General features: G+C 69.8%; 26 protein-coding genes. 17 read left to right on the top strand and 9 right to left on the bottom strand.

All coding sequences use genetic code 11. From position 1 onward, the window contains the following. Positions 1-7 precede the first annotated feature (7 nt). Positions 8-280 (top strand): LuxR C-terminal-related transcriptional regulator, encoded by a 273-nt coding sequence (locus tag AB7878_RS13035; protein ID WP_369494785.1) that lies wholly within the window; start codon positions 8-10, stop codon positions 278-280. Between the two features lie 80 nt (positions 281-360). Beyond that, a complete protein-coding gene (gene ppk2, locus AB7878_RS13030) occupies positions 361-1125 on the top strand; it encodes a polyphosphate kinase 2 (protein ID WP_369494784.1) in 765 nt (254 codons plus the stop codon). Here ppk2 and AB7878_RS13025 read toward each other — a convergent pair. Genes AB7878_RS13025 through AB7878_RS13015 form a run of 3 tightly spaced genes read right to left on the bottom strand, consistent with a single transcriptional unit; the run spans position 1122 to position 3138 of the window. Further along, positions 1122-1388: an acylphosphatase gene (locus AB7878_RS13025; RefSeq protein ID WP_369494783.1), complete on the bottom strand. Its 267-nt coding sequence runs from the start codon at positions 1386-1388 to the stop codon at positions 1122-1124. The two genes, ppk2 and AB7878_RS13025, sit on opposite strands and share 4 nt — an antisense overlap. Beyond that, positions 1388-1867: a TlpA family protein disulfide reductase gene (locus AB7878_RS13020; protein WP_369494782.1), complete on the bottom strand. Its 480-nt coding sequence runs from the start codon at positions 1865-1867 to the stop codon at positions 1388-1390. The genes AB7878_RS13025 and AB7878_RS13020 overlap by 1 nt, the downstream gene beginning before the upstream one ends. Further along, positions 1864-3138, bottom strand: coding sequence for a YihY family inner membrane protein (locus tag AB7878_RS13015; RefSeq protein ID WP_369494781.1), 1275 nt, complete (start codon positions 3136-3138; stop codon positions 1864-1866). The genes AB7878_RS13020 and AB7878_RS13015 overlap by 4 nt, the downstream gene beginning before the upstream one ends. A gap of 182 nt (positions 3139-3320) precedes the next feature. Between AB7878_RS13015 and wrbA the strand changes: the two genes are divergently transcribed. From wrbA to AB7878_RS12990, 5 genes are all read left to right on the top strand, one after another. Next, positions 3321-3920, top strand: a complete 600-nt coding sequence (gene wrbA, locus AB7878_RS13010) for an NAD(P)H:quinone oxidoreductase (RefSeq protein ID WP_369494780.1) — start codon at positions 3321-3323, stop codon at positions 3918-3920. After that, entirely contained in the window at positions 3917-4264 is a 348-nt protein-coding gene (locus tag AB7878_RS13005) for a DUF2069 domain-containing protein (protein ID WP_369494779.1), read from the top strand. Before wrbA ends, AB7878_RS13005 begins: the two co-directional genes overlap by 4 nt. Positions 4265-4295: 31 nt before the next feature. Then, positions 4296-4763, top strand: a complete 468-nt coding sequence (locus tag AB7878_RS13000) for a cupin domain-containing protein (protein WP_369494778.1) — start codon at positions 4296-4298, stop codon at positions 4761-4763. Positions 4764-4913: 150 nt separating this feature from the next. Further along, positions 4914-6551, top strand: a complete 1638-nt coding sequence (locus AB7878_RS12995) for an acyl-CoA dehydrogenase family protein (protein WP_369494777.1) — start codon at positions 4914-4916, stop codon at positions 6549-6551. Positions 6552-6608: 57 nt separating this feature from the next. Further along, positions 6609-7100 carry an asparaginase domain-containing protein gene (locus AB7878_RS12990; RefSeq protein ID WP_369494776.1) on the top strand — a complete coding sequence of 164 codons (492 nt, stop codon included), beginning with the start codon at positions 6609-6611 and terminating at the stop codon, positions 7098-7100. Positions 7101-7197: 97 nt separating this feature from the next. Here the strand turns inward: AB7878_RS12990 and sufT are convergent, their stop codons facing one another. Continuing rightward, positions 7198-7755 (bottom strand): putative Fe-S cluster assembly protein SufT, encoded by a 558-nt coding sequence (sufT, locus tag AB7878_RS12985; RefSeq protein WP_369494775.1) that lies wholly within the window; start codon positions 7753-7755, stop codon positions 7198-7200. A gap of 223 nt (positions 7756-7978) precedes the next feature. Here sufT and AB7878_RS12980 point away from each other — a divergent pair, with 223 nt between their 5' ends. Continuing rightward, complete coding sequence (locus AB7878_RS12980; RefSeq protein ID WP_369494774.1) at positions 7979-8410, top strand: hypothetical protein; 432 nt, start codon at positions 7979-7981, stop codon at positions 8408-8410. 132 nt (positions 8411-8542) lie between these two features. Here the strand turns inward: AB7878_RS12980 and AB7878_RS12975 are convergent, their stop codons facing one another. Both AB7878_RS12975 and AB7878_RS12970 read right to left on the bottom strand, forming a co-directional pair. Next, entirely contained in the window at positions 8543-10012 is a 1470-nt protein-coding gene (locus AB7878_RS12975) for an NAD(P)(+) transhydrogenase (Re/Si-specific) subunit beta (RefSeq protein WP_369494773.1), read from the bottom strand. Further along, entirely contained in the window at positions 10009-10311 is a 303-nt protein-coding gene (locus tag AB7878_RS12970) for an NAD(P) transhydrogenase subunit alpha part 2 (RefSeq protein ID WP_369494772.1), read from the bottom strand. Before AB7878_RS12970 ends, AB7878_RS12975 begins: the two co-directional genes overlap by 4 nt. Before the next feature lie 183 nt (positions 10312-10494). Between AB7878_RS12970 and AB7878_RS12965 the strand changes: the two genes are divergently transcribed. Genes AB7878_RS12965 through AB7878_RS12955 form a run of 3 tightly spaced genes read left to right on the top strand, consistent with a single transcriptional unit; the run spans position 10495 to position 11984 of the window. Beyond that, positions 10495-11082 carry an RNA polymerase sigma factor gene (locus AB7878_RS12965; protein WP_369494771.1) on the top strand — a complete coding sequence of 196 codons (588 nt, stop codon included), beginning with the start codon at positions 10495-10497 and terminating at the stop codon, positions 11080-11082. Further along, complete coding sequence (locus AB7878_RS12960; RefSeq protein ID WP_369494770.1) at positions 11079-11465, top strand: DUF3619 family protein; 387 nt, start codon at positions 11079-11081, stop codon at positions 11463-11465. The genes AB7878_RS12965 and AB7878_RS12960 overlap by 4 nt, the downstream gene beginning before the upstream one ends. A gap of 3 nt (positions 11466-11468) precedes the next feature. Further along, positions 11469-11984 carry a DUF3106 domain-containing protein gene (locus tag AB7878_RS12955; protein WP_369494769.1) on the top strand — a complete coding sequence of 172 codons (516 nt, stop codon included), beginning with the start codon at positions 11469-11471 and terminating at the stop codon, positions 11982-11984. Positions 11985-12002: 18 nt separating this feature from the next. Here AB7878_RS12955 and AB7878_RS12950 read toward each other — a convergent pair whose 3' ends face one another. After that, positions 12003-13103 carry an NAD(P) transhydrogenase subunit alpha gene (locus tag AB7878_RS12950; RefSeq protein WP_369494768.1) on the bottom strand — a complete coding sequence of 367 codons (1101 nt, stop codon included), beginning with the start codon at positions 13101-13103 and terminating at the stop codon, positions 12003-12005. A gap of 112 nt (positions 13104-13215) precedes the next feature. Between AB7878_RS12950 and AB7878_RS12945 the strand changes: the two genes are divergently transcribed. The 5 genes from AB7878_RS12945 to AB7878_RS12925 all read left to right on the top strand — a co-directional run bounded on the left by AB7878_RS12945 (position 13216) and on the right by AB7878_RS12925 (position 17054). Further along, on the top strand, positions 13216-13626 hold the full coding sequence (locus AB7878_RS12945; RefSeq protein WP_369494767.1) for a cytidine deaminase: 411 nt from the start codon (positions 13216-13218) through the stop codon (positions 13624-13626). Between the two features lie 51 nt (positions 13627-13677). After that, positions 13678-14247, top strand: a complete 570-nt coding sequence (locus AB7878_RS12940; protein ID WP_369494766.1) for a nitroreductase family protein — start codon at positions 13678-13680, stop codon at positions 14245-14247. After that, entirely contained in the window at positions 14244-15158 is a 915-nt protein-coding gene (locus AB7878_RS12935; RefSeq protein WP_369494765.1) for a 5'-3' exonuclease, read from the top strand. The genes AB7878_RS12940 and AB7878_RS12935 overlap by 4 nt, the downstream gene beginning before the upstream one ends. A 26-nt stretch (positions 15159-15184) precedes the next feature. Beyond that, entirely contained in the window at positions 15185-16009 is an 825-nt protein-coding gene (locus AB7878_RS12930; RefSeq protein ID WP_369494764.1) for an AraC family transcriptional regulator, read from the top strand. A gap of 64 nt (positions 16010-16073) precedes the next feature. Further along, the gene (locus AB7878_RS12925) at positions 16074-17054 is read left to right on the top strand and encodes a DMT family transporter (protein WP_369494763.1); all 981 of its coding nucleotides are present in this window, start codon (positions 16074-16076) and stop codon (positions 17052-17054) included. A 58-nt stretch (positions 17055-17112) separates the two neighbouring features. On the opposite strand, the gene AB7878_RS12920 is transcribed toward AB7878_RS12925, so the two are convergent. Beyond that, positions 17113-17682 (bottom strand): hypothetical protein, encoded by a 570-nt coding sequence (locus AB7878_RS12920; protein WP_369494762.1) that lies wholly within the window; start codon positions 17680-17682, stop codon positions 17113-17115. A gap of 158 nt (positions 17683-17840) precedes the next feature. Here AB7878_RS12920 and AB7878_RS12915 point away from each other — a divergent pair, with 158 nt between their 5' ends. Next, positions 17841-18488 carry a glutathione S-transferase family protein gene (locus tag AB7878_RS12915; RefSeq protein WP_369494761.1) on the top strand — a complete coding sequence of 216 codons (648 nt, stop codon included), beginning with the start codon at positions 17841-17843 and terminating at the stop codon, positions 18486-18488. An 88-nt stretch (positions 18489-18576) separates the two neighbouring features. On the opposite strand, the gene AB7878_RS12910 is transcribed toward AB7878_RS12915, so the two are convergent. Further along, positions 18577-19641, bottom strand: coding sequence for a homoserine dehydrogenase family protein (locus tag AB7878_RS12910; protein WP_439653826.1), 1065 nt, complete (start codon positions 19639-19641; stop codon positions 18577-18579). Between the last annotated feature and the right edge of the window lie 30 nt (positions 19642-19671).

Genomic DNA, 19671 nt, shown 5'->3' with positions numbered 1-19671 from the left:
AGAAATCGTGTTCAGCAGCGACTTGCTGCCCGACACCGGGCAGACATCGCACACTGTCCGCCTGACACCGCGCGAGCGCGAAACCTTGCGCGGCTTGCTCTCCGGCCGCCCTCCCCAAGCCGTCGCTGTCGATCCCGGCATCAGCGACAAGACGTTGTACCGCCATCGCGCCAACCTGATGGAAAAGCCCGGCGTCCGTACCCATGGCGATTTGGCGCGCATCGTCCGTGAACGCGGCCTGCTGATGGAGCTCGGAGCAGACCCGGTGGTTACGCAGTGATGCAACAGGTCGCAAGTGGAAGCGGCACCTGACGCCCGGCAGGTATAGTCTCTCCGGCCACGGCAACGGGCGGAGCAGACATGGGCAAGCGCTACCGCGAAACCCTGGAGGAACTCCAGGTCGAGCTGACCCGCCTGGAACAAGGGCTGCGCAGCAGCGGCAAGCGGCTGCTGGTGATCTTCGAGGGCCGCGACGCCGCCGGCAAGGGTGGCGCCATCAAGGCCATCACCGAGAGCCTGGACACCCGCGGCTACCGCATCGTGGCTCTGCCGAAGCCCAGCGAGACCGAAGCCACCCAGTGGTATTTCCAGCGCTACGTCGCCCACCTGCCGAGCGCCGGCGAGTTCGCGCTGTTCGACCGCAGCTGGTACAACCGCGCCGTGGTGGAGCCGGCGATGGGTTTCTGCAGCAGGGCGCAGTACAAGGCCTTTCTCGATGCGGTGCCAGCGTTCGAGAAGCTGCTCGTCGACGACGGCATCATCCTCGTCAAATACTGGCTGGCGGTCGATCAGGCCGAGCAGGAGCAGCGCTTCGCCGAACGCGCCGACAATCCGCTGAAATGCTGGAAGCTGTCGCCCGTGGACCTGGCCGCACGACGGAAATATGCGGAGATGGGCCGGCTGCGCGACGTGATGATCGAGCGCACGCACCGCGACCACGCGCCATGGTTCGTGGTCGACTTCAACGACCAGAAGCGTGGCCGGATCAACCTGATCCGGCATCTGCTGCAGCAGCTGCCGATGCACGAGGCAACGGTCGGCCCGGTGCAGTTGCCGAAACTCAAGGGCAAGCCCGGCCGCGAACATGTCACCGACAAGGCGCTGTGGGTACCCGATACGTTCTAGCCGATGTGGAAACCGCTGGTCGCCTGCTCGGGCAACTCCATGCGTTCGACCGCGTCCACCCGCGCGGCCGGCGGTCCCTGCCACAACCAGCGCTCCAGCGCATCGAGCGCTGCGGCCGCGCCCGCAGCGAGCACTTCGACGCGGCCGTCCGGCAGGTTCCTCGCATGGCCGGTGAGGCCCAGCGCCAGCGCCTGTTCGCGGGTGCCGGCGCGGTAGCACACCCCCTGCACCCGGCCGCTGACGAGGAAGTGCGCCGTCGGCATCAGCGCTTGCCCTTGGCTATCGCCGCGTCGAGTTTCGCGGCGTCGATCGGACCGATGAAGTGCGTCGCCAGCGTGCCGTCGGGCGCGATCAGGTACGTGGTGGGCAGGCCGCGCGGCTCGTCGAAATCCTTCACCGGCTTGTCCAGCGTGACCTGGGCGACCGGGTACGCCACCGGATGCTTGGCGAGGAAGGCCTTGATGTCGGCCGGCTCGCTGTCCTCGTAGGCCAGGCCGATCGCGCGCACCTCCTTGTGCGTGGCCACGTAGTGCGAGAGCTCGGGCATCTCCTTGACGCACGGCACGCACCAGGTGGCCCAGAAGTTCACGATCACCCAGTGCCCGCGCTCGGCGGCGAGGTCGTACGGCTTGCCGTCCAGCGTGGTGACGTGAAGCGCGGGATGCGCGGGCATCGCAGCCCGCGCCGTGGCCAACAGGGCAAACGGCAACAGCAGTGCGGCGAGCCAGGCGTACTTGTTCATGCGGAATGCTCCGATGGATTGATGGCCGCGGACGCGGCCGGAAAGGCGTGATCGAGCGGCGCGCCCAGCGTCGCGCGCAAGGCCGCGGCCAGCTCGGCCAGCATCGCCAGAAGTTCCGGCGGCAGCTGCAGGTCCAGCGCCGTCGCCTCCTGTGCCGGCTGCAGCGGCAGGCGATAGTGACTGTGCCGGTACACGCGCAGCAGGTCGGCACTGTCCAGGCTGCGGCTGAGCAGCCAGCCGCCGGCGTCGCTGCGCTGGATCAGGTCGGCGCGCACGAGGTCATCGAAGTACGCCGCTACCAGCGCGCTGCACAGTCGCGGCTCGCCGGCGCGGATCAGCGCAGGGTCCACGCTGTCGCCGCGCCGTTGCGCCTCGACGAAGTGGCGCAACACCACCAGCAGGCCGAGGAATTCCGAACCCTCCGGCAACATCTCCGCCGGCGGCTGGTAGTCGAACGCCGTCACCGAGGCGGCGATCGAGGCGCCGAGGATCACGATGATCCACGACAGGTAGATCCACAGCAGGAAGATCGGGATCACCGCCAGCGCGCCGTAGATGTCCTGGTAGCTCTGCGCGTGCTGCACGAAGCGGGCGAAGCCCCAGCGCGCGATCTCGAACAGCAGCGCGCCCAGCAGCGCGCCGATCGCCGCGTTGCGCCGCGACACCCGGCAGTTCGGGATCAGCAGGTACATCAACCACAGCGTGACGAAGGTCACCACGAACGGCAGCAGGCCGAGCAGGCGCTGGCCCACGCTCACCAGCTGGCCCGTCGCGGCCTGGATCATCGGCACCGCGGTGACGTAGGAGGTGAGCGCGATGCCACCCATCACCAGGATCGGCCCCAGCGTGATGGCGGCCCAGTACAGCAGCAGCCGCGGCCCCCAGCCGCGCGGCTGGCGCACGCGCCAGATCCTGTTCAGCCGATCCTCGATGCTCACCATCATCGTGATCGCGCTGAACAGCATCACCAGGATGCTGATGCCGGTGAGCTTGCGCGCATTCGTGGCGAACGCCAGCAGCGCCTCCTGCACCTTCTCGCCCGCCGCCGGCACGAAGTTGTTGAACATGAAGTTGAGCAGGGTCTCGCGTGCGGTCTCGAACATCGGGAACGCCGCGAACATCGTCAGCAGCGCCACCGTCAGCGGCACCAGCGACACCAGAGTGGTGTAAGACAGCGCGCCCGCGGTCTCGAAGCACTTGTCGTCGACGAAGCGCTGCCACAGGAAGCGGCCGAAACTGTGCAAACGGTCGCGGTCGAAGCGCAGTTGCATGGGCTGCTCGCAAAATCGGGGGCGTTCGTGTTGAGCGTAGCGGAACGACGTTCCGCGAAGTCGAAACACCAGGCCTCGGGATTCCCTGCCTTTCGACTTCGGCCCTGCGGGTCTGCGCTCAGGACGAACGGATGGAGAGATAGCTCTTACACTAGCGCATCGCCCGCAAACGTCCCAAATGCATGAACGACATCCTGGTGCTCTACTACAGCCGCAACGGCCACACCGCGCAGTTGGCGCGACTGCTCGCCCGCGGCATCGAGGAAGTGCCGGGCATGCGCGCGCGCCTGCGCCAGGTGCCGCCGGTGGCGCCGGTCACCGAAACCGCGCAGCCGCCGGTGCCGGACGAGGGCGCGCCCTACGTAACGAGGCAGGATCTCGTCGAATGCAGCGGCCTCGCGCTGGGCAGCCCCACCCGCTTCGGCAACATGGCCGCGCCGCTCAAGCACTTCCTCGACGGCACCGGCGCCGAATGGGCCAGCGGCGCGCTGGTGGGCAAGCCCGCCGCGCTGTTCACCTCCACCAGCACCATGCACGGCGGCCAGGAATCCACCCTGCTGACGATGGCCTTGCCGCTGCTGCACCACGGCATGCTGATCGTGGGCATCCCGTACACCGAGCCCGCGCTCACCGCCACGCACAGCGGCGGCACGCCTTACGGCGCCAGCCACGTCGCCGGCGCCAAGGGCGAGAACGCGATCAGCGAGCACGAACGCGAACTGGCCCGCGCGCTGGGCCGCCGCCTTGCCGACACCGCCCGCAAGCTGGCCGCGGGCGCATGAGCGCCGCCGACCTGCCGATCGAGCAGAAACTCGGCCTCGCCGCCTGGGCCGCGCTCGCCGCGCTGCAACTCGTCTGGCACGGCTGGCTGCTGCCAGCGCAGAGCGTGTCCGTGGCGCTGGTGCTGGCGATCACGCTGATCCCGTTGTTGCTGCCGCTCGCCGCCCTGCGCAAGCCGCGCCGCGCCCTGCTCTGGGTCGGCATCCTTGCCCTGTTCTACTTCTGCCACGGCGTGGCCGAGGCCTGGAGCGCGCCGGCCGAACGCGCGCTGGCGATCATCGAGATCGTGCTGACCCTGCTGCTGATAGCCACGCTGGGTGCGGGCGTGCGACGCCCGCGCCGCTGACCGCCCTTCCAGCCATCGACCGGAGACCCGCATGTCCCAGCCCCGCGAACTGCTGAAGGCCGCCGACATCGAGGCGATGGAAGCGGTGGCCAGCCTCCACCCACTGAATCCGAACGCGCTGCGCCTGCGCAAATCGCTGGGCGACGCCACCGGCCTCACCCAGTTCGGATTCCATCGCATCGAACTGGCGCCGGGCCGCGATTCCAGCGAATACCACTGGCACCACCACGAGGAAGAGTGCGTCTACGTGCTGGCCGGGCACGGACAGGCATTGATCGACGAGCAGGCCCACGCCATCGGCCCCGGCGACTTCCTCGGCTTCGCGCGCAACGGCCCCGCCCACGTGATCACGAACACCGGCGAAGCCCCGCTGGTGCTGCTGGTCGCCGGCCAGCGGCTCGAGCAAGACATCTGCGACTACCCGCACCGCCGCAAACGCCTGTACGTGCGCGGCGAACAGGGCGACCTGGTGGACTTCGACGCGATCGTGCCGGATTGATCGTGTTGACAAAGCGGCTTCGAGCGCCTGCCGGCGACCGGAACCGCTCCGCACCTCGCGACAAAGCCACTTCGGGCGCACACAAACACGCGGGCACCGCGAAATCACATCTCTCTTCCTATACTGGCGCCCCGCGCACAGGAGCCTCCCATGGGATTCCTGCAAACCGCACCGCAACTGCCGCATCCCTGGCGCAGCGAACGCCTGCTGCACGCATTGCTCGACCGTGTGCTGCCCGCCACGCGCCGCACCGCGCTGGAGGCCGATCTCGACGCGCTGGGCGACTACGCACTGATGGCGTGGCAGCGCGCCGCCGTCAGCACGCGGCGCAAGCCGGTACTCACGCAGTGGGATGCCTGGGGCCGGCGCGTCGATCGCATCGAACTGACCACGGCGTGGCAGGAGGGGCCGCACATCACCACGCGACACGCGGTGCTCGCTGCGGGCCACGAGCACCACGAACACGCGCGGCTGGAGGAATTCACGCGCGTCTACCTCTACCACGTGGCCAGCGAGTTCTACACCTGCCCGCTGGCAATGACCGACGGCGCGGCGACGGCGCTGAAGGCTTCCGGCAACCACGCGCTGATCGAACGCACGCTGCCGCATTTCCTCAGCCGCGACGCGGCCACGTTCTGGCTCAGCGGCCAATGGATGACCGAGACGCACGGCGGCTCGGACGTGGGCCATACCGAAACCGTGGCGCGCCAGGATGCCGACGGCCAGTGGCGGCTGCACGGTCGCAAGTGGTTCAGCTCGGCGGTGGTGGGCGAGGCCGCGCTGGCGCTGGCGCGACCCGAGGGTGCAGGCCACGGTTCCGGCGCGCTGGCGCTGTTCTACGTGGAGACCATGGACGGAGCGCAGCGCAAGCCGGAACTGATGATCGACCGCCTCAAGGACAAGCTGGGCACGCAGGAACTGCCCACCGCCGAGATCCACCTCGACGGCCTGCCCGCCTGGCCGCTGGGCGAGTTGGCCAACGGCGTGCGCCAGGTAGCGCCGATGCTCAACGTCACCCGTACGTGGAACGCGGTCTGCGCCGTCGCCAGCATGGCGCGGGCGATCGCGCTGGCCCGCGACTATGCCGAACGACGCCAGGCCTTCGGCCGCCCGCTGGTCGAACAACCGCTGCACGCACAGACGCTGGCGGACATGCAGGCCGAGTTCGAGGGCGCGTTCGCGCTGGCCTTCGAGGTGGCGCAGTTGCTGGGCCGCGTGGAGCACGGCAGCGCGGCACCGCACGAGGCCGCGCTGCTGCGCCTGCTCACGCCGCTGGCGAAGCTGTGGACAGGCAAGCTGGCGGTGCGCCTCTGTTCCGAGGCACTGGAGTGCTTCGGCGGCCAAGGCTACATCGAGGACACCGGCCTGCCCCAGCTGCTGCGCGACGCGCAGGTGTACGCGATCTGGGAAGGCACCACGAATGTGCTTTCGCTGGATGCGCTGCGTGCGCTGGCCGGCGACGGGCCGGGCGCGTTGCGCACCGCCGTCGCCGCGTGGCTGCAGGGCGGCGACCCGCACGCGGCATTCGCGATCGACGCCGCGCTGGACGCCGCCGCCAGCCACCTCGATGCGCCATCCACGGATCGCGCCACGCTGGAAGCCGGCGCGCGCGGGCTGGCGCTCACGCTCGCGCGCAGCGCAGCGGCGGCGTTGCTGGCGCGGCAAGCGGCATGGGCGCAGGCGCGAGGCGATGCGCGACCCGCGGCGGCGCTGCGCCGCTTCCTCGGCCACGGCCTGCTGCGGCTGGCCGACATCGACATGGATGACACGGGCTTGCTGCTGGGTTGAGCGCCGCACGGACGCAACCCGCTAAAATGCGCGGACTCCCCTTGCGGCGCAGCGACCATGCAGCATCTCTCCATCGTCACCACCGGCGGCACCATCGACAAGATCTACTTCGACGACAAGTCGGACTACAAGATCGGCGCGCCGCAGATCGGCGAGATCCTGGGCCAGCTCGGCGTGGCGTTCCAGTTCGACGTGATCCCGATCCTGCGCAAGGACAGCCTGCACGTCACCGACGAGGACCGCGCGCTGATCCGCTCCACCATCGAGGCGCAGCCGCACCGCCACGTGCTGGTGACCCACGGCACCGACACCATGGTGGAAACCGCCAAGGTGCTGGCCGCCATCCCCGGCAAGGTGATCGTGCTCACCGGCGCGCTCAATCCGGCGCGATTCCAAGGCTCCGACGCGGTGTTCAATATCGGCTGCGCGGTCGCCGCGGTGCAGACCCTGCCCGACGGCGTCTACATCACGATGAACGGCCGCGTGTGGGATCCGGCGAAGGTGCGCAAGAACCGCGCGGAGAATCGGTTTGAGGAAGTGCGGGGCTGAAGAGCCGGGGAGTGAGTGAAGAGGAGTGAGAAGTGAGAAAAAGTAGAGCGCATGTTTTCTCTCTCTCCACTCACTCCTCTTCACTCACTCCTGGAATTCACAGCATCCCCGTTTCCAGCTTCGCCGCATCCGACATCATCGAGTGGTTCCACGGCGGATCGAACACGAGGTCGATATCGGCCTCGGCGATGGTGGGGATCATCTCCAGCTTGGTGCGGGCGTCGTCCACCAGGATGTCGCCCATGCCGCAGCCGGGCGCGGTGAGCGTGAGCTTGACGTAGACCTTGCGCTGGCCGTCGTCGCGCTGTTCGAGGCTGAGGTCGTAGACCAGGCCCAGCTCGACCACGTTCACCGGGATCTCGGGGTCGAACACGGTGCGCAGCTGGTCCCAGGCCAGCTTCTCCACGTCGGCGTCGGTGGCATCCGCCGGCACCTCGATCGGCGCCGGCTTCTCCTTGCCCAGCGCCTCGGCATCGTCGCCTGCGATGCGGAACAGGTTGCCGTCCACGTACACGGTGAAGCTGCCGCCCAGCGCCTGGGTGATGTAGCCGATCTGGCCGGCGGGCAGACGCACCGTCTCGCCCTGCGGCACCATCACCGCATCGCAGTCGCGCAACAGGGTGAAGGGTTCGCTGCTCAGACTGAAACCGCTCATGCCACCGCCAATCCGTCGTCAAGGATGGGCGCCGCACGGCGCCCGGTTGTCTATTATGCCGCGCTGCAACGCAGACCACCTGCTCCAGATCAGGCCGGCGACGTGTTTTGCAAGCCGCGGCATGCCCGCGCAGGGCGCCGGCCGGCCGCGGCGACCGGTTATGATCGGCGCTTTGCCCATCGGACTGACGCATGCCCAGCCCCTCCGCCTTCAGCTCCGTGCCATGAAGCCGCGCGACATTCCGCTGTACGTTTTCGCGCTGTTCTGCGCGGCGATGATGGGCCTGGCCGTGGGCGCAACGTGGATGGTGGCGGCCATGTACCTGCGCCAGTCCGCGCCCTGGCTGGCGTTGGCGGCGGGCGTGCTGCTGGCGTGGGCGATCCGCCACTGGATCCGTCGAGCCGGCGTGGGCGCCGCGGGGCTGGCGGCGTTCGCCACCTTGCTGGCGGCGCTCTATTTCAACGTGCTGATGGCCGCGATCCAGCTTGCCGGGAATTTCGGCATGAGCCTCACCGAGGCCATCCGCACGGCCGGCACCGGCATGCTGCTGGCGCTGGCTCAGCTGGGCCTGCGCCCGGTCGACGTGGCCTGGTACGTGGCGGGCGCGCTGCTGGCGGCGTGGCTGGCCTGGCGACGCGCCACGCCGCGGGGCTGACGCTGGGCACTGCCGCTACCGGTAGGAGCGCACCCTGTGCGCGAACGGCCCTGGTGTTGATCGGAGCCAAGAGCATTCGCGCACAGGGTGCGCTCCTACACACCGTGTTCTGTTTGGCACCCCGATGGCGGCTCAGCCGTCCAGTGATTTGAGCTCGCTGACCAGTTGGCCGGCGGCGGCCTGGCCGTCGCCGTACAGCATGCGCGTGTTGTCGGCATAGAACAGCGCGTTCTCGATGCCGGCGAAGCCGGTGCCCTTGCCGCGCTTGACCACGATGACGTGCTTCGCCGCCGCCACGTCGAGGATGGGCATGCCGTAGATCGGCGAGGCGGGATCGGTCTTGGCCACCGGGTTCACCACGTCGTTGGCGCCGATCACCAGCACCACGTCGGTGTTGGGGAACTCGGGGTTGATGTCGTCCATGTCCTCGATCAGGTCGTAGGGCACGCCGGCCTCGGCCAGCAGCACGTTCATGTGGCCGGGCATGCGGCCGGCGACCGGGTGGATCGCGAACTTCACCTTCACGCCGCGTTCGATCAGGAGTTTCGCGAACTCCCACACCTTGTGCTGGGCCTGCGCCACCGCCATGCCGTAGCCGGGCACGATCGCCACGCGCTCGGCATAGGCCATCATCACCGCCGCGTCGGCGGCCTCGATCGGTTTCTGCGCACCGGAAATTTCCTGCGCCGCGCCGCCCGCCGCCGCGCCGAAGCTGCCGAACAGCACGTTGCCCAGCGAGCGGTTCATCGCCTTGGCCATCAGCTGGGTCAGCAACGTACCGGCCGCGCCCACCACCATACCGGCGATGATCATCGCCTCGTTGCCCAGCACGTAGCCCTCGAACGCCACCGCGAGACCGGTGAACGCGTTGTACAGCGAGATCACCACCGGCATGTCGGCGCCGCCGATGGGCAAGGTCATCAGCAGGCCGAACAGCAGCGAAAGCACGAAGAACGCCACGATCACCGGCAGTTCGAGGTGCCCCGTCGCCAGCATCGCGCCGTGCACCAGCGCCAGCAGCAGCACCAGCAGGTTCACGATGCGCTGGCCGGGGAACACGAAACGCCTGTCCATCCAGCCCTGCAGCTTGGCGAACGCGACCAGCGAGCCGGAGAAGCTCACCGCGCCGATCAGCGCGCCGAGCACGCCCAGCAACAACGCCACCGCCGACAACGGCGCCACCGCGGGAACCTGGTGCAAGGCGTCCAGCGCCCAGGCTTCCGGGCGCAGCGGCGAGGTATCCGGCACCGCCGGCAGCGCGCGACGCACGTGGGCCACCAGCTCCACCGCGCCGATGCCGGCCGCCGCGCCGCCGCCCATGCCGTTGTACAGCGCCACCATTTGCGGCATCGCGGTCATCGCCACGCGCCGGCCGCTCCACCAGGCCGCGGCCACGCCGATCAGCACGGCCGCAAGGATCAGCCCGCGATGGTGCAGGTCCGGCAGCGCAAAGGTGGCCAGCACCGCCACCAGCATGCCCACGCCCGCCCACACGATGCCGCCGCGCGCGGTGCGCGGCGAACTCATGCGTTTCAGGCCCAGGATGAACAGCAGCGCGGCAAGGAAATAGCAGGCCTTGACCAGGGTGGGCAGCCAGCTCATGCCTTGTCTCCCGGCTTGCCGGCGCTGGGCTTGAACATCTCCAGCATGCGCTCGGTGACCACGTAGCCGCCGGCGGCGTTGCCCGCGCCCAGCAGCACGGCGAGGAAGCCCAGGCCGGTCTCGAACGGCGTGGTGGCATGCCCCAGCGCTATCATGGCGCCCACCAGCACGATGCCGTGAACGAAGTTGGAACCGGACATCAGCGGGGTGTGCAGGATCACCGGCACCCGCGCGATGATTTCGTGGCCGGTGAACGCGGCCAGCATGAAGATGTACAGCGCCAGGAATCCGTCGAGCATGTGCTTCCCCCGCCTCGCAGCCATGTCCACCGCATCATACGGTACAAGGCATGCCCTGATTCACCCCCGCGCAGGCGGCGCGGCGCCCGGCCGGTCAACCCGCGCGAGGCTCCGGCGTTGAGCACGGGTGTCGAACCGATGGAGCCCAGGCATGCATCCCCCGACGATGCGGACGAGGCGGCCGTGAACAGCCTCGCCGGCACACTCGATGCCGAACTGCTGGCCGCGACCGCGCAGGAGACCCCGGCCACCCTCGACGCCTTCCTGGCGCAGGTGGAGCGGCGCGCCTTCCGCGTGGCCGAACTGAACCTGCGCCAGCGTGAGGACGCGATGGACGCGGTGCAGGACGCCATGCTGCGGCTGGTCAAGCACTATCGCGACAAGCCGGCCGCCGAATGGGCGCCGCTGTTCTGGGGCATCCTGCGCCGGCGCATCGTCGACCTGCAGCGCCGCCGCAAGGTGCGCTCGATCGTGGTGGGCTGGCTGGGCGGCGGCCGCGACGACGAGGGCGACGAGCTGCCCAGCTGGGAACCGGCCGACCACGGCCCGGGCCCGCTGGACCGGCTGCAGGACGCGCAGTCCTGGGGCGACCTCAGCGCCGCGCTGCGCGAACTGCCGCAGCGCCAGCGCGAGGCCTTCATGCTGCGCATGCTGGAAGGCCTGGACGTGGCCGAGACCGCGCGGGCCATGGGCTGCTCCGAAGGCAGTGTGAAAACGCATCTGTCGCGCGCCATGCAGAAGCTGCGCGAGCAACTGGAGGACTGGCGATGAACACGTCAGACAGGCAATTCGAACAACGCGCCCGCGAGCTCTACCACGAGGCCGCGCGACGCATCGACCCCGCCACCGCCGGCCGCCTGCGCGCCGCGCGCCGCGAGGCGCTGGCCGCCACGCAGCAGGCGCACCCGCCGCACCATCTCGCACGCTGGCTGGTGCCGTCCGGCGCCTGCGCGGCGATCGCGCTGGCTGCCCTGCTGGTGTGGCCGTCCGCGCCGCGCCCGGTCGCCACGGCCCCGACCACCGCCGCCGCGACCGCCGGCGAAACCGACAACACGCTGCCGCCCGACCCCGAGCAGGCCGATCCCAACCTGTACCAGAACCTCGACTTCTACGGCTGGTTGGCCGCCAACGACAGCCAGCCCCCCACCCACTGAACCATGACCTTGTCCGCACGCCCGCTGTTGCCGATCGTCCTCGCCATCCTGCTCGGCAGCCTCGCCGCGCCCGCCTTGCACGCGCAAGCGGCGCCACCGGCGCCGGTCGCCTGGAACAGCCTCACGCCGGCCCAGCGCGACGTGCTGGCGCCGCTGGCGCAGGAATGGAACACCATGCCGTCACACCGGCAGCAGCACATGCTGGAGAAAAGCGAGCAGTGGGTGAACCTGCCGCCGGCCAAGCGCGAGGAAATCCGCGAGCGCATCGCGCACTGGCAGCAGATGACGCCGGCCGAACGCCAGCAGGCACGCGAGAACCAGCGCCTGTTCCGCCAGCTGCCGCCCGGGCAGCGCGAGCAGTTGCACGCGGCCTACCAGCGCTTCCAGCAACTGCCGCCCGAGCGACGCGCCCAGCTGATGCGGCAATGGCACGCGATGCCGCCCGCCCAGCGGCTGCAGTGGCTGCATCACGGCCCGGAAAACGACCCCAAGCCGCCTCCGCCGCACCGACGCTGGTAACGCTCGGGCGCGGCAGGCTCAGGTCTTGAACAGCACCTCGCCGGCACGCACCAGGCAACTCTTCGCTACCAGTTCGTCGTCGAAATCCGGTGCCAGCGCGCCATCCTTCAGCAGCAGCTCGACGAAGTTCAGCACGTTGCGCGCGTACATCTCCGAGGCATGCAGCGGCGCGCCGGCCGGCAGGTTGAGCGGCCCGAGGATGGTGACACCGCCCTGTTCCACCCGCTCGCCCGGCCGGGTCAGCTCGCAGTTGCCGCCGCTCTCGGCGGCCAGATCCACGATCAGCGCACTCGGCTTCATTCCGGCGACCATCGCGGCGGTGAGGATCTTCGGCGCGGGACGACCCGGCACCGCGGCCGTGCTCACCACCACGTCGAACGCCGCGAGGCGCTCGGCCAGCGCCTGCTGCTGCGCCGCGCGCTCCTCGGCCGACAGCTCGCGCGCATAACCGCCGCTGCCGGCGGCGCTGACACCGAGGTCGAGGAACTTCGCGCCGAGCGACTCCACTTGTTCACGCGTTTCGGGGCGCACGTCGTAGCCCTCGGTCTGCGCGCCCAGCCGGCGCGCGGTGGCGATCGCCTGCAGGCCGGCCACGCCAGCGCCGATCACCAGCACCTTCGAAGGGCGGATCGTGCCCGCCGCGGTGGTCAGCATCGGAAAGAACTTCGGCGCGGCCTCGGCGGCGATCAACATCGCGCGGTAGCCGGCCACCGCCGCCTGCGAACTGAGCACGTCCATCGCCTGCGCACGGGTGGTGCGCGGCAACAGCTCCAGCGCGAACGCCGTGAGCTTGCGCGCGGCCAGCGCCTCGATGCGTGCCGTGGCGCCGAACGGACGCAGCTGACCCACCACCATCGCTCCCTCGCGCAGTTGCGCGAACACCGCGTCGTGCGGCGGCAGCACGCAAGCCAGCAGGTCGGCCTGCGCCAGCACGCCCGCCGCGTCGGCAAATTCCGCGTCGGCATAGGCGGCATCCGGGAAGCCCGCCGCCGCGCCCGCGCCGCGCTCCAGCAGCACGCGCAAGCCCTTGCCGTGGAGCTTCTTCGCCATCTCGGGCGTGATCGCCACGCGGCGTTCGCCGGCAGCGGTCTCTCGCAGGGCGGCCACAGTGATCGGCATCGCGCATCCCCTCGTGGAAGTCACGGCATCTTAGCCTTGTTTGCGCGCGCTTGGACCCACCGTCCACGCGCGCTACTCTGGCCAACCGCCATCGGGGATCTGGGAGAACACGATGCCCGTATCCACCCCGCACGACGAGCTGTTGGCGCTGGCGCACGAGGCCCGCGAAAAGGCCTACGCCCCGTATTCCGGTTTCGCGGTGGGCGCCGCCCTGCTGGCCCGCGACGGTCGCCGCTTCGCCGGATGCAATGTCGAGAATGCTTCCTACGGCCTGTGCAACTGCGCCGAACGCACCGCGCTGTTCGCCGCCATCGCGGCCGGCTGCAAGCCGGGCGATTTCGCCGCGATCGCGGTGATCGCCGACTGCGCGGCGCCAGTCAGCCCCTGCGGCGCCTGCCGCCAGGTCCTCAGCGAGCTGTGCGACGGCGACATGCCGGTATTGCTCGCCAACCTCAACGGCGACACCGCGCAGACCAGCGTGGCGGCACTGCTGCCCGGCGCGTTCACCCTGCCGCGGCGCTGAAGCGTCGCGGCGCGCGGGTTACCATGCGGTTTTCCGCGACACGATCCCGCCATGGCCGCCCCGCTTGAGCTGCTGCTGCAACGCCACTCCGTCCCCTCGCGCCAGCTCGGCGCGCCCGCGCCCGACGAGGCCACGTTGCGCGAGCTGCTCACCGCCGCGATCCGCGTGCCCGACCACGGCAAGCTGGTGCCGTTCCGGCTGATCCGCCTCGATGGCGAAGCCAAGCTGCGCTTCGGCGAGCGACTGGCCGAACTCGCGATCCGCAAGCAGCCGGAACTGTCCGAGGCCAAGCGCGAGAAGGAGCGCCTGCGTTACACCTTCGCGCCGCTGGTGATCGCGGTGGTCGCGCGACTCGATGCCGCCAGCAAGGTGCCCGAGATCGAGCAGCGCCTGTGCGCCGGCAACGTGGCCTACAACCTCCTGCTCGGCGCCTACACGCTGGGCTACGGTGCGCAATGGCTCACCGGCTGGGGCGCCTACGACCCCGACGTGGCCGCCATCCTCGGCCTGGCCGCGAACGAGCACGTGGTCGCCTTCGTGCACCTGGGCACGCCGCAGATCGAGGTGCCCGACCGCGAGCGTCCCGCACTGGACGAGCTGCTGAGCACGTGGTCGCCATGAACGCGCAACGTCGCGACGCCGCCCACCTGGTCGATGGCAGCCTGTACGTGTTCCGCGCCTGGCACTCGATGCCGGACGAGTTCCACGACGCCGACGGCCACCCGGCCAACGCGGTGCACGGCTACACCCGCTTCCTGTGCGAGTTGCTGGAGAAGGTGCGCCCGGAACGCCTCGCGGTGGCCTTCGACGCCTCGCTCACCAGCTCGTTCCGCAACGCGATCTACCCGCCCTACAAGGCCAACCGCGAACTGCCGCCGCCCGACCTCGAACGCCAGTTCGTGCTGTGCCGCGAAGTGACCGCGGCGCTCGGCATTCCGGTGATGATCGACCACCAGTACGAGGCCGACGACCTGATCGGCAGCGCGCTGTGGAACCTGCGCGCCCACGGCGTGCCCGGTGTGATCGTCTCCGCCGACAAGGACTTCGGCCAGCTGCTGGGCGAACACGACGAGCAGTGGGACTACGCCCGCAACCTGCGCTGGGGCCCCGCCGGCGTGCACGAGAAACTCGGCGTGCACCCGCACCAGGTCGCCGACTACCTCGCGCTGTGCGGCGACGCCGTCGACAACATCCCCGGCGTGCCCGGCATCGGTGCCAAGACCGCCGCCGCCCTGCTCAGCCACTTCGGCAGCCTCGAAGCACTACTCGAACGGGTGGACGAAGTCCCCTTCCTGCGCCTGCGCGGCGCCGCCAGTTGCGCCGCCAAGCTGCGCGAGCATGGCGAGCAGGCGTTGCTGTACCGGCGGCTTACCCGCATTGCGCTGGACGCGCCGGTACCGGACGGCGTCGACGCCCTGTGCCGCCGGCGCGGCGACAGCGGTGCACTGCAGAACCTGTGTGAGCGCCTGCGCTTCGGTCCGCTAACGCGCAACCGACTGAACGCCCTGGTCGATGGCGGCGCGGGCGACTGAAGCCCGCGACATGCCATCATCGCCGCATGCAGGACGTACCCGGCCAGTTCGATCACCCCGCCGACATGGCGCAGTTCCGGCATCCGCCGCACCGTGACGGCGTCGAGCTTTATCGCGCGCATATCGTGCGGTATGCCTTCGAGCCGCATTGCCATGACGGCTTCGGTCTGGGGGCGATCGAGTCCGGCGTGGAGCGGTTCCGCTACCGTGGCGCCGAGCATCTGGCGCCGCCCGACTCGCTGGTGATGATGAACGCCGACGAGCTGCACACCGGCAGCGCCGAGACCGCAGGCGGTTGGCGCTATCGCATGATCTACATCGACCCGGCGCTGGCGGCACGGATCACTGGCGAGCCCGATTGGTGGTTCGACCGGGCGGTACGCACGGACCAGGCCGGCACGCGCGAGGTCACCGCCCTGCTCGATGCGCTCTGGCGAGCCGACGAACCGCTGGCCTTCGACAGCCTGCTCGCCGTGCTGCTCGACCGCTTCCGTGCATATGCCCGCGTGCCGCGCCCGGCTCCCGTCCAGGCGGCAATCCGCTTCGCCCCGGTGATCGACTATCTGCATGCGCACCTGGCCGAGCGCCTCAGCCTCGACCTGCTGGCCGCCGTGGCCGGACTCAGCCCGTTCCATTTCCTGCGCCAGTTCCGCATGCAGCATCACGCCACCCCACAGCAGATGCTGATGGCGTTGCGGCTGTGCCGCGCCAAGCGCCTGCTCGATGCAGGCGAGCCACCGGCCCAGGTGGCGGCAACCACCGGCCTGAGCGACCAGGCCCACCTCACCCGTGCCTTCGCGCGGCGCTACGGCGCGACGCCGGCGCGCTACCAGCGCCAAGTGAGAAGCTGAGCCCGGATACATCCGCAGCAATCTGCTGCAAGACAGCCGCCCCGCGGCCCGTCATGCTGCGCGCATGTTGACGGGAACCCTCTACGCACTCGCGGCCGGCCTGATGTGGGGCATGGTCTTCGTCGCCCCCTTGCTGCTGCCGAATTACCCGCCGGCACTGCAGTCGGTGGGGCGCTATCTCGCCTTCGGCCTGATCGCCCTGCCGATCGCGTGGCTGCACCGCGACGCGTTGCGCCGGCTCGGCCGCGCCGACTGGATCGAGGCGCTCAAGCTCGTCACGGTGGGCAACCTGCTGTACTACCTGTGCCTGGCCAACGCCGTCCAGCGCGCCGGCGCGCCGCTGCCCACGATGATCGTCGGCACCTTGCCGGTGGTCATCGCGATCACGGCCAACCTGCGCAACGGCCGACGCGACGGCCGGCTGCCGTGGCGGCGGCTGGCCCCACCACTGCTGTTGATCGTCGCCGGTATCGCCAGCGTGAACCATGCCGAGCTGGCCGCGCTGCGCCATGCACACGGCGGTCTGGCGCGCTACCTCTCCGGCGCCCTGTTCGCCTGCGGCGCCGTGGCCTGCTGGACTTGGTATCCGCTGCGCAATGCCGACTGGCTGCGCCATCACCCCGACCGCAATCCGCGCGCTTGGGCCACGGCACAAGGCGTGGCCACGCTGCCGCTGGCCGCGCTCGGTTACGCCGTGCTGTGGGGTGCGATGAAGGTCGGTGGCAGCGCATTCCCGATGCCGTTGGGGCCGCATCCCGCGCTGTTCGTGGGCCTGATGGCGGCAATCGGCCTGTTCGCCTCGTGGCTGGGCACGCTGTGCTGGAACGAGGCCAGCCAGCGCCTGCCCACCGCGCTGGTCGGGCAACTGATCGTGTTCGAGACGCTCGCCGCGCTGGGCTATGCCTTCGTGCTGCGCCATCGCATGCCCGCGCCGTCAGCCCTGTTGGGCATCGCGCTGCTCGTGGCAGGCGTGGTGCTGGCGGTGCGTGTGAAACCCGTGCCGCTGCCGGTGGCCGAGGCGGATGGCGGCCGCATGGCAGGCTGAAGGCGGCTCCACGCCGCCGCAGGCGCGCGAAACCGCCGGGCAGTCCGACCGCCGACTATCAGTCCGCGGCCTCCGTCGATTGCGTGTCGCCGCTCACACCCAGCGTGCGCACCTGCAGCTGCTTGCCGTCCGGGGTCAGCGCGGAAACCTGCAGCGTGCCGCCCTTGTCGCCACCCTTGGCCATCACCACCGGCACGGCCTTGGCATCGAGCAGCATGAACATCGTATTGCCCTTGCCGTCGACCATCAGGCCGACGCGATCGCGCGCCGTGCCTTTCGGTGTGCTCGGTGAATCCAAACCGATCGCCACTCGGCCGTTGTCCATGGTTCCCATGCCGCCGCGCTCAAGGCCGGTAGTGTCGTAGACGATCACACCCGCCGCGCGGCTCATCCGGTGGCCACCAGCAGGATCCTGGCCGATCCGCACACGCACCACTCCAGCGTCATCCACCGCATAGATGCGGTGCACCCGTATCTCGCGCTGCACGATGCCGCCCACGCCATACCAGGCGAGGAACAACGCCACCACGAGCAGCAGCAGGCCGAGCATGCCCCAGCGGGCGCGCCGCAAGGAGCGCTCGATCCGGGCCAGACGCACTTCCAGGACTTCGGGGCTTGCCGAATTCATGCGTGTTCCTTGGTGGTGGGTGGGGACACGGCAGACGCTAGCATCCGGGCGAAGCCGGCGGCAATCGCCCTGCCCTGTCGAAAACCCGCCGACCCGTTCGTCGCTGCAACGAAAGGCCGGTTGCACGGCCTCGCCCCCGATCACCCAAGGATCCCGCCATGAGCCTGCTGCTGTACATGCACCCGCTGTCCTCGTTCTGCCACAAGGTGCTGATCGCGCTGTACGAGAACGACACGCCGTTCGAGCCGCGCGTGGTGCGGCTGGACGACGAGGCCTCGCGCGAGGACTTCCGCAAGGTCTGGCCGATCCTGCGCTTCCCGGTGCTGCGCGACGAGGCACGCGACCGCACCGTGCCGGAGTCCAGCATCATCATCGAGTACCTGGCGCAGCATTACCCCGGCCGCACGGCGTTGCTGCCCGCCGACCCGCAGGCCGCGCTGGCGGTGCGCGAACGCGACCGCTTCTTCGACCTGTACCTGCACGTGCCCACGCAGAAGATCATCACCGACCGGCTGCGCCCCGAAGGCGGCCACGACGTCATCGGCGTGGCGCAGGCGCGCGAGCAGTTGCGCACCGCCTACGCGCTGCTCGAACAGGACATGCACGAGCGCACCTGGGCCGTGGGCGACACGTTCACCATGGCCGACTGCGCGGCGGCGCCACCGCTGTTCTATGCCGACTGGGCGGAGCCGCTGGATGGCTTCCCGCAGCTCGCCGCCTACCGGCAGCGGCTGATGGCGCGACCGTCCTTCGCCCGCGCGCTGCGCGAGGCGGAGCCGTATCTGCAATACGTGCCGAAGGCGTAACCGTAGGAGCGCACCCTGTGCGCGAATGCTTTGGTGCTCGATCGAAGCAAAAGCATTTCGCGCACAGGGTGCGCTCCTACAAAAGCCTTCAGCCCAGCGCCAGCACGTCGCCCAGCAGCGCCTGGGCGGTGACTTCGGGCCCCGCGCCCGGTCCCTGGATCACCAGCGGCTGGGTGTGGTAGCGGGTGGTGGTGAGCGCGAACTGGTTGTCGGTGCCGTAGAGGCGCGCGGCGGGGTGGTTCGCGGGTACCTCGGCGAGGCCCACGCGGGCATGGCCGCGCTGGTTGAGGCGGGCGAGGAAACGCAGCACGTGGCCGCGCGACTTCGCCTCGGCATGGCGGGCCGCGAGCGGTTCATCGAGTTCTTCGAGGCGGGCGAGGAAGGTTTCCGTGTCCAGCGCGCGCAGCGGCTCGGGCACCAGGCCTTCCACCTGCACCTCCTCGCAACCCAGCGAGAAGCCGGCGTTGCGGGCGATGATCAACAACTTGCGCGCCACATCGTCGCCGGAGAGATCAGCGCGCGGATCGGGCTCGGTGTAGCCCAGCTCGCGCGCCTCGCGCAGCAGCGCGGAGAACGGGCGGCTGCCGTCGTAGCTGTTGAAGAGGTAGGACAGCGAGCCGGAGAACACGCCCTCCAGCGTGAGCAGCGCGTCGCCGCAATGGCGCAACCTGCGCAAGGTGGAAAGCACCGGCAGGCCGGCGCCCACGGTGGCGGAATCGCCGTAACGCGCGCCCTGCGCCTGCGCGGCCTGCAGCGCGCGCCAGCCCGGCAGCTCGCCGCCGGCCAGCGCCTTGTTCGCGGTGACCACGTGGTAGCCGCGGGCCAGCCACTCGGCATGGCGCACGGCCAGCGTGGCGCTGGCGGTGGCGTCCACGACTACCTTCGCCGCGGTTCCGCTGGCATCGAGCGCGGCAAGCAGGGCCGCATCGTCGCGCGGCACGCCGGTGGCCTTGAGCTGCTCGCGCAGGTTGCGCTCGACCAGCTTCGCGGGTTCGGTCTGCTGGCGTCGCGAGTTCGCCGCGCCCACCAGGCGCAGCGCGGCGGCGGCCGGCGTGTTCAGCAGCTTGAGGAAGGCGCCTCCGACGACGCCGGTGCCCAGCAGCACGATGGCGACGGAAGGCGCCGCTGTTGTAGGAGCGGCTTCAGCCGCGATTCCCCGTGAAGAGGTCGCGGCTGAAGCCGC

Source organism: Rhodanobacter humi, assembly GCF_041107455.1.
Classification (GTDB): domain Bacteria; phylum Pseudomonadota; class Gammaproteobacteria; order Xanthomonadales; family Rhodanobacteraceae; genus Rhodanobacter_A.
Note: the sequence above shows the minus strand (reverse complement) of the source record. Positions and strands in the feature narration are given on the sequence as shown.

Excerpts from the sequence above, each read along its gene's own strand:
- AB7878_RS12955 (WP_369494769.1), top strand. The coding sequence starts at position 11,469 with ATGACCTTGTCCGCACGCCCGCTGTTGCCGATCGTCCTCGCCATCCTG.
- sufT (WP_369494775.1), bottom strand. The coding sequence starts at position 7,755 with ATGAGCGGTTTCAGTCTGAGCAGCGAACCCTTCACCCTGTTGCGCGAC.
- wrbA (WP_369494780.1), top strand. The coding sequence starts at position 3,321 with ATGAACGACATCCTGGTGCTCTACTACAGCCGCAACGGCCACACCGCG.
- AB7878_RS12990 (WP_369494776.1), top strand. The coding sequence starts at position 6,609 with ATGCAGCATCTCTCCATCGTCACCACCGGCGGCACCATCGACAAGATC.
- AB7878_RS12975 (WP_369494773.1), bottom strand. The coding sequence starts at position 10,012 with ATGAGCTGGCTGCCCACCCTGGTCAAGGCCTGCTATTTCCTTGCCGCG.
- AB7878_RS12995 (WP_369494777.1), top strand. The coding sequence starts at position 4,914 with ATGGGATTCCTGCAAACCGCACCGCAACTGCCGCATCCCTGGCGCAGC.
- AB7878_RS12980 (WP_369494774.1), top strand. The coding sequence starts at position 7,979 with ATGAAGCCGCGCGACATTCCGCTGTACGTTTTCGCGCTGTTCTGCGCG.
- AB7878_RS13005 (WP_369494779.1), top strand. The coding sequence starts at position 3,917 with ATGAGCGCCGCCGACCTGCCGATCGAGCAGAAACTCGGCCTCGCCGCC.
- AB7878_RS12960 (WP_369494770.1), top strand. The coding sequence starts at position 11,079 with ATGAACACGTCAGACAGGCAATTCGAACAACGCGCCCGCGAGCTCTAC.
- AB7878_RS13015 (WP_369494781.1), bottom strand. The coding sequence starts at position 3,138 with ATGCAACTGCGCTTCGACCGCGACCGTTTGCACAGTTTCGGCCGCTTC.
- AB7878_RS13000 (WP_369494778.1), top strand. The coding sequence starts at position 4,296 with ATGTCCCAGCCCCGCGAACTGCTGAAGGCCGCCGACATCGAGGCGATG.
- AB7878_RS12935 (WP_369494765.1), top strand. The coding sequence starts at position 14,244 with ATGAACGCGCAACGTCGCGACGCCGCCCACCTGGTCGATGGCAGCCTG.
- AB7878_RS12940 (WP_369494766.1), top strand. The coding sequence starts at position 13,678 with ATGGCCGCCCCGCTTGAGCTGCTGCTGCAACGCCACTCCGTCCCCTCG.
- AB7878_RS12920 (WP_369494762.1), bottom strand. The coding sequence starts at position 17,682 with ATGAATTCGGCAAGCCCCGAAGTCCTGGAAGTGCGTCTGGCCCGGATC.
- AB7878_RS12970 (WP_369494772.1), bottom strand. The coding sequence starts at position 10,311 with ATGCTCGACGGATTCCTGGCGCTGTACATCTTCATGCTGGCCGCGTTC.
- AB7878_RS13025 (WP_369494783.1), bottom strand. The coding sequence starts at position 1,388 with ATGCCGACGGCGCACTTCCTCGTCAGCGGCCGGGTGCAGGGGGTGTGC.
- AB7878_RS12950 (WP_369494768.1), bottom strand. The coding sequence starts at position 13,103 with ATGCCGATCACTGTGGCCGCCCTGCGAGAGACCGCTGCCGGCGAACGC.
- AB7878_RS13020 (WP_369494782.1), bottom strand. The coding sequence starts at position 1,867 with ATGAACAAGTACGCCTGGCTCGCCGCACTGCTGTTGCCGTTTGCCCTG.
- ppk2 (WP_369494784.1), top strand. The coding sequence starts at position 361 with ATGGGCAAGCGCTACCGCGAAACCCTGGAGGAACTCCAGGTCGAGCTG.
- AB7878_RS12915 (WP_369494761.1), top strand. The coding sequence starts at position 17,841 with ATGAGCCTGCTGCTGTACATGCACCCGCTGTCCTCGTTCTGCCACAAG.
- AB7878_RS12925 (WP_369494763.1), top strand. The coding sequence starts at position 16,074 with ATGTTGACGGGAACCCTCTACGCACTCGCGGCCGGCCTGATGTGGGGC.
- AB7878_RS12945 (WP_369494767.1), top strand. The coding sequence starts at position 13,216 with ATGCCCGTATCCACCCCGCACGACGAGCTGTTGGCGCTGGCGCACGAG.
- AB7878_RS12930 (WP_369494764.1), top strand. The coding sequence starts at position 15,185 with ATGCAGGACGTACCCGGCCAGTTCGATCACCCCGCCGACATGGCGCAG.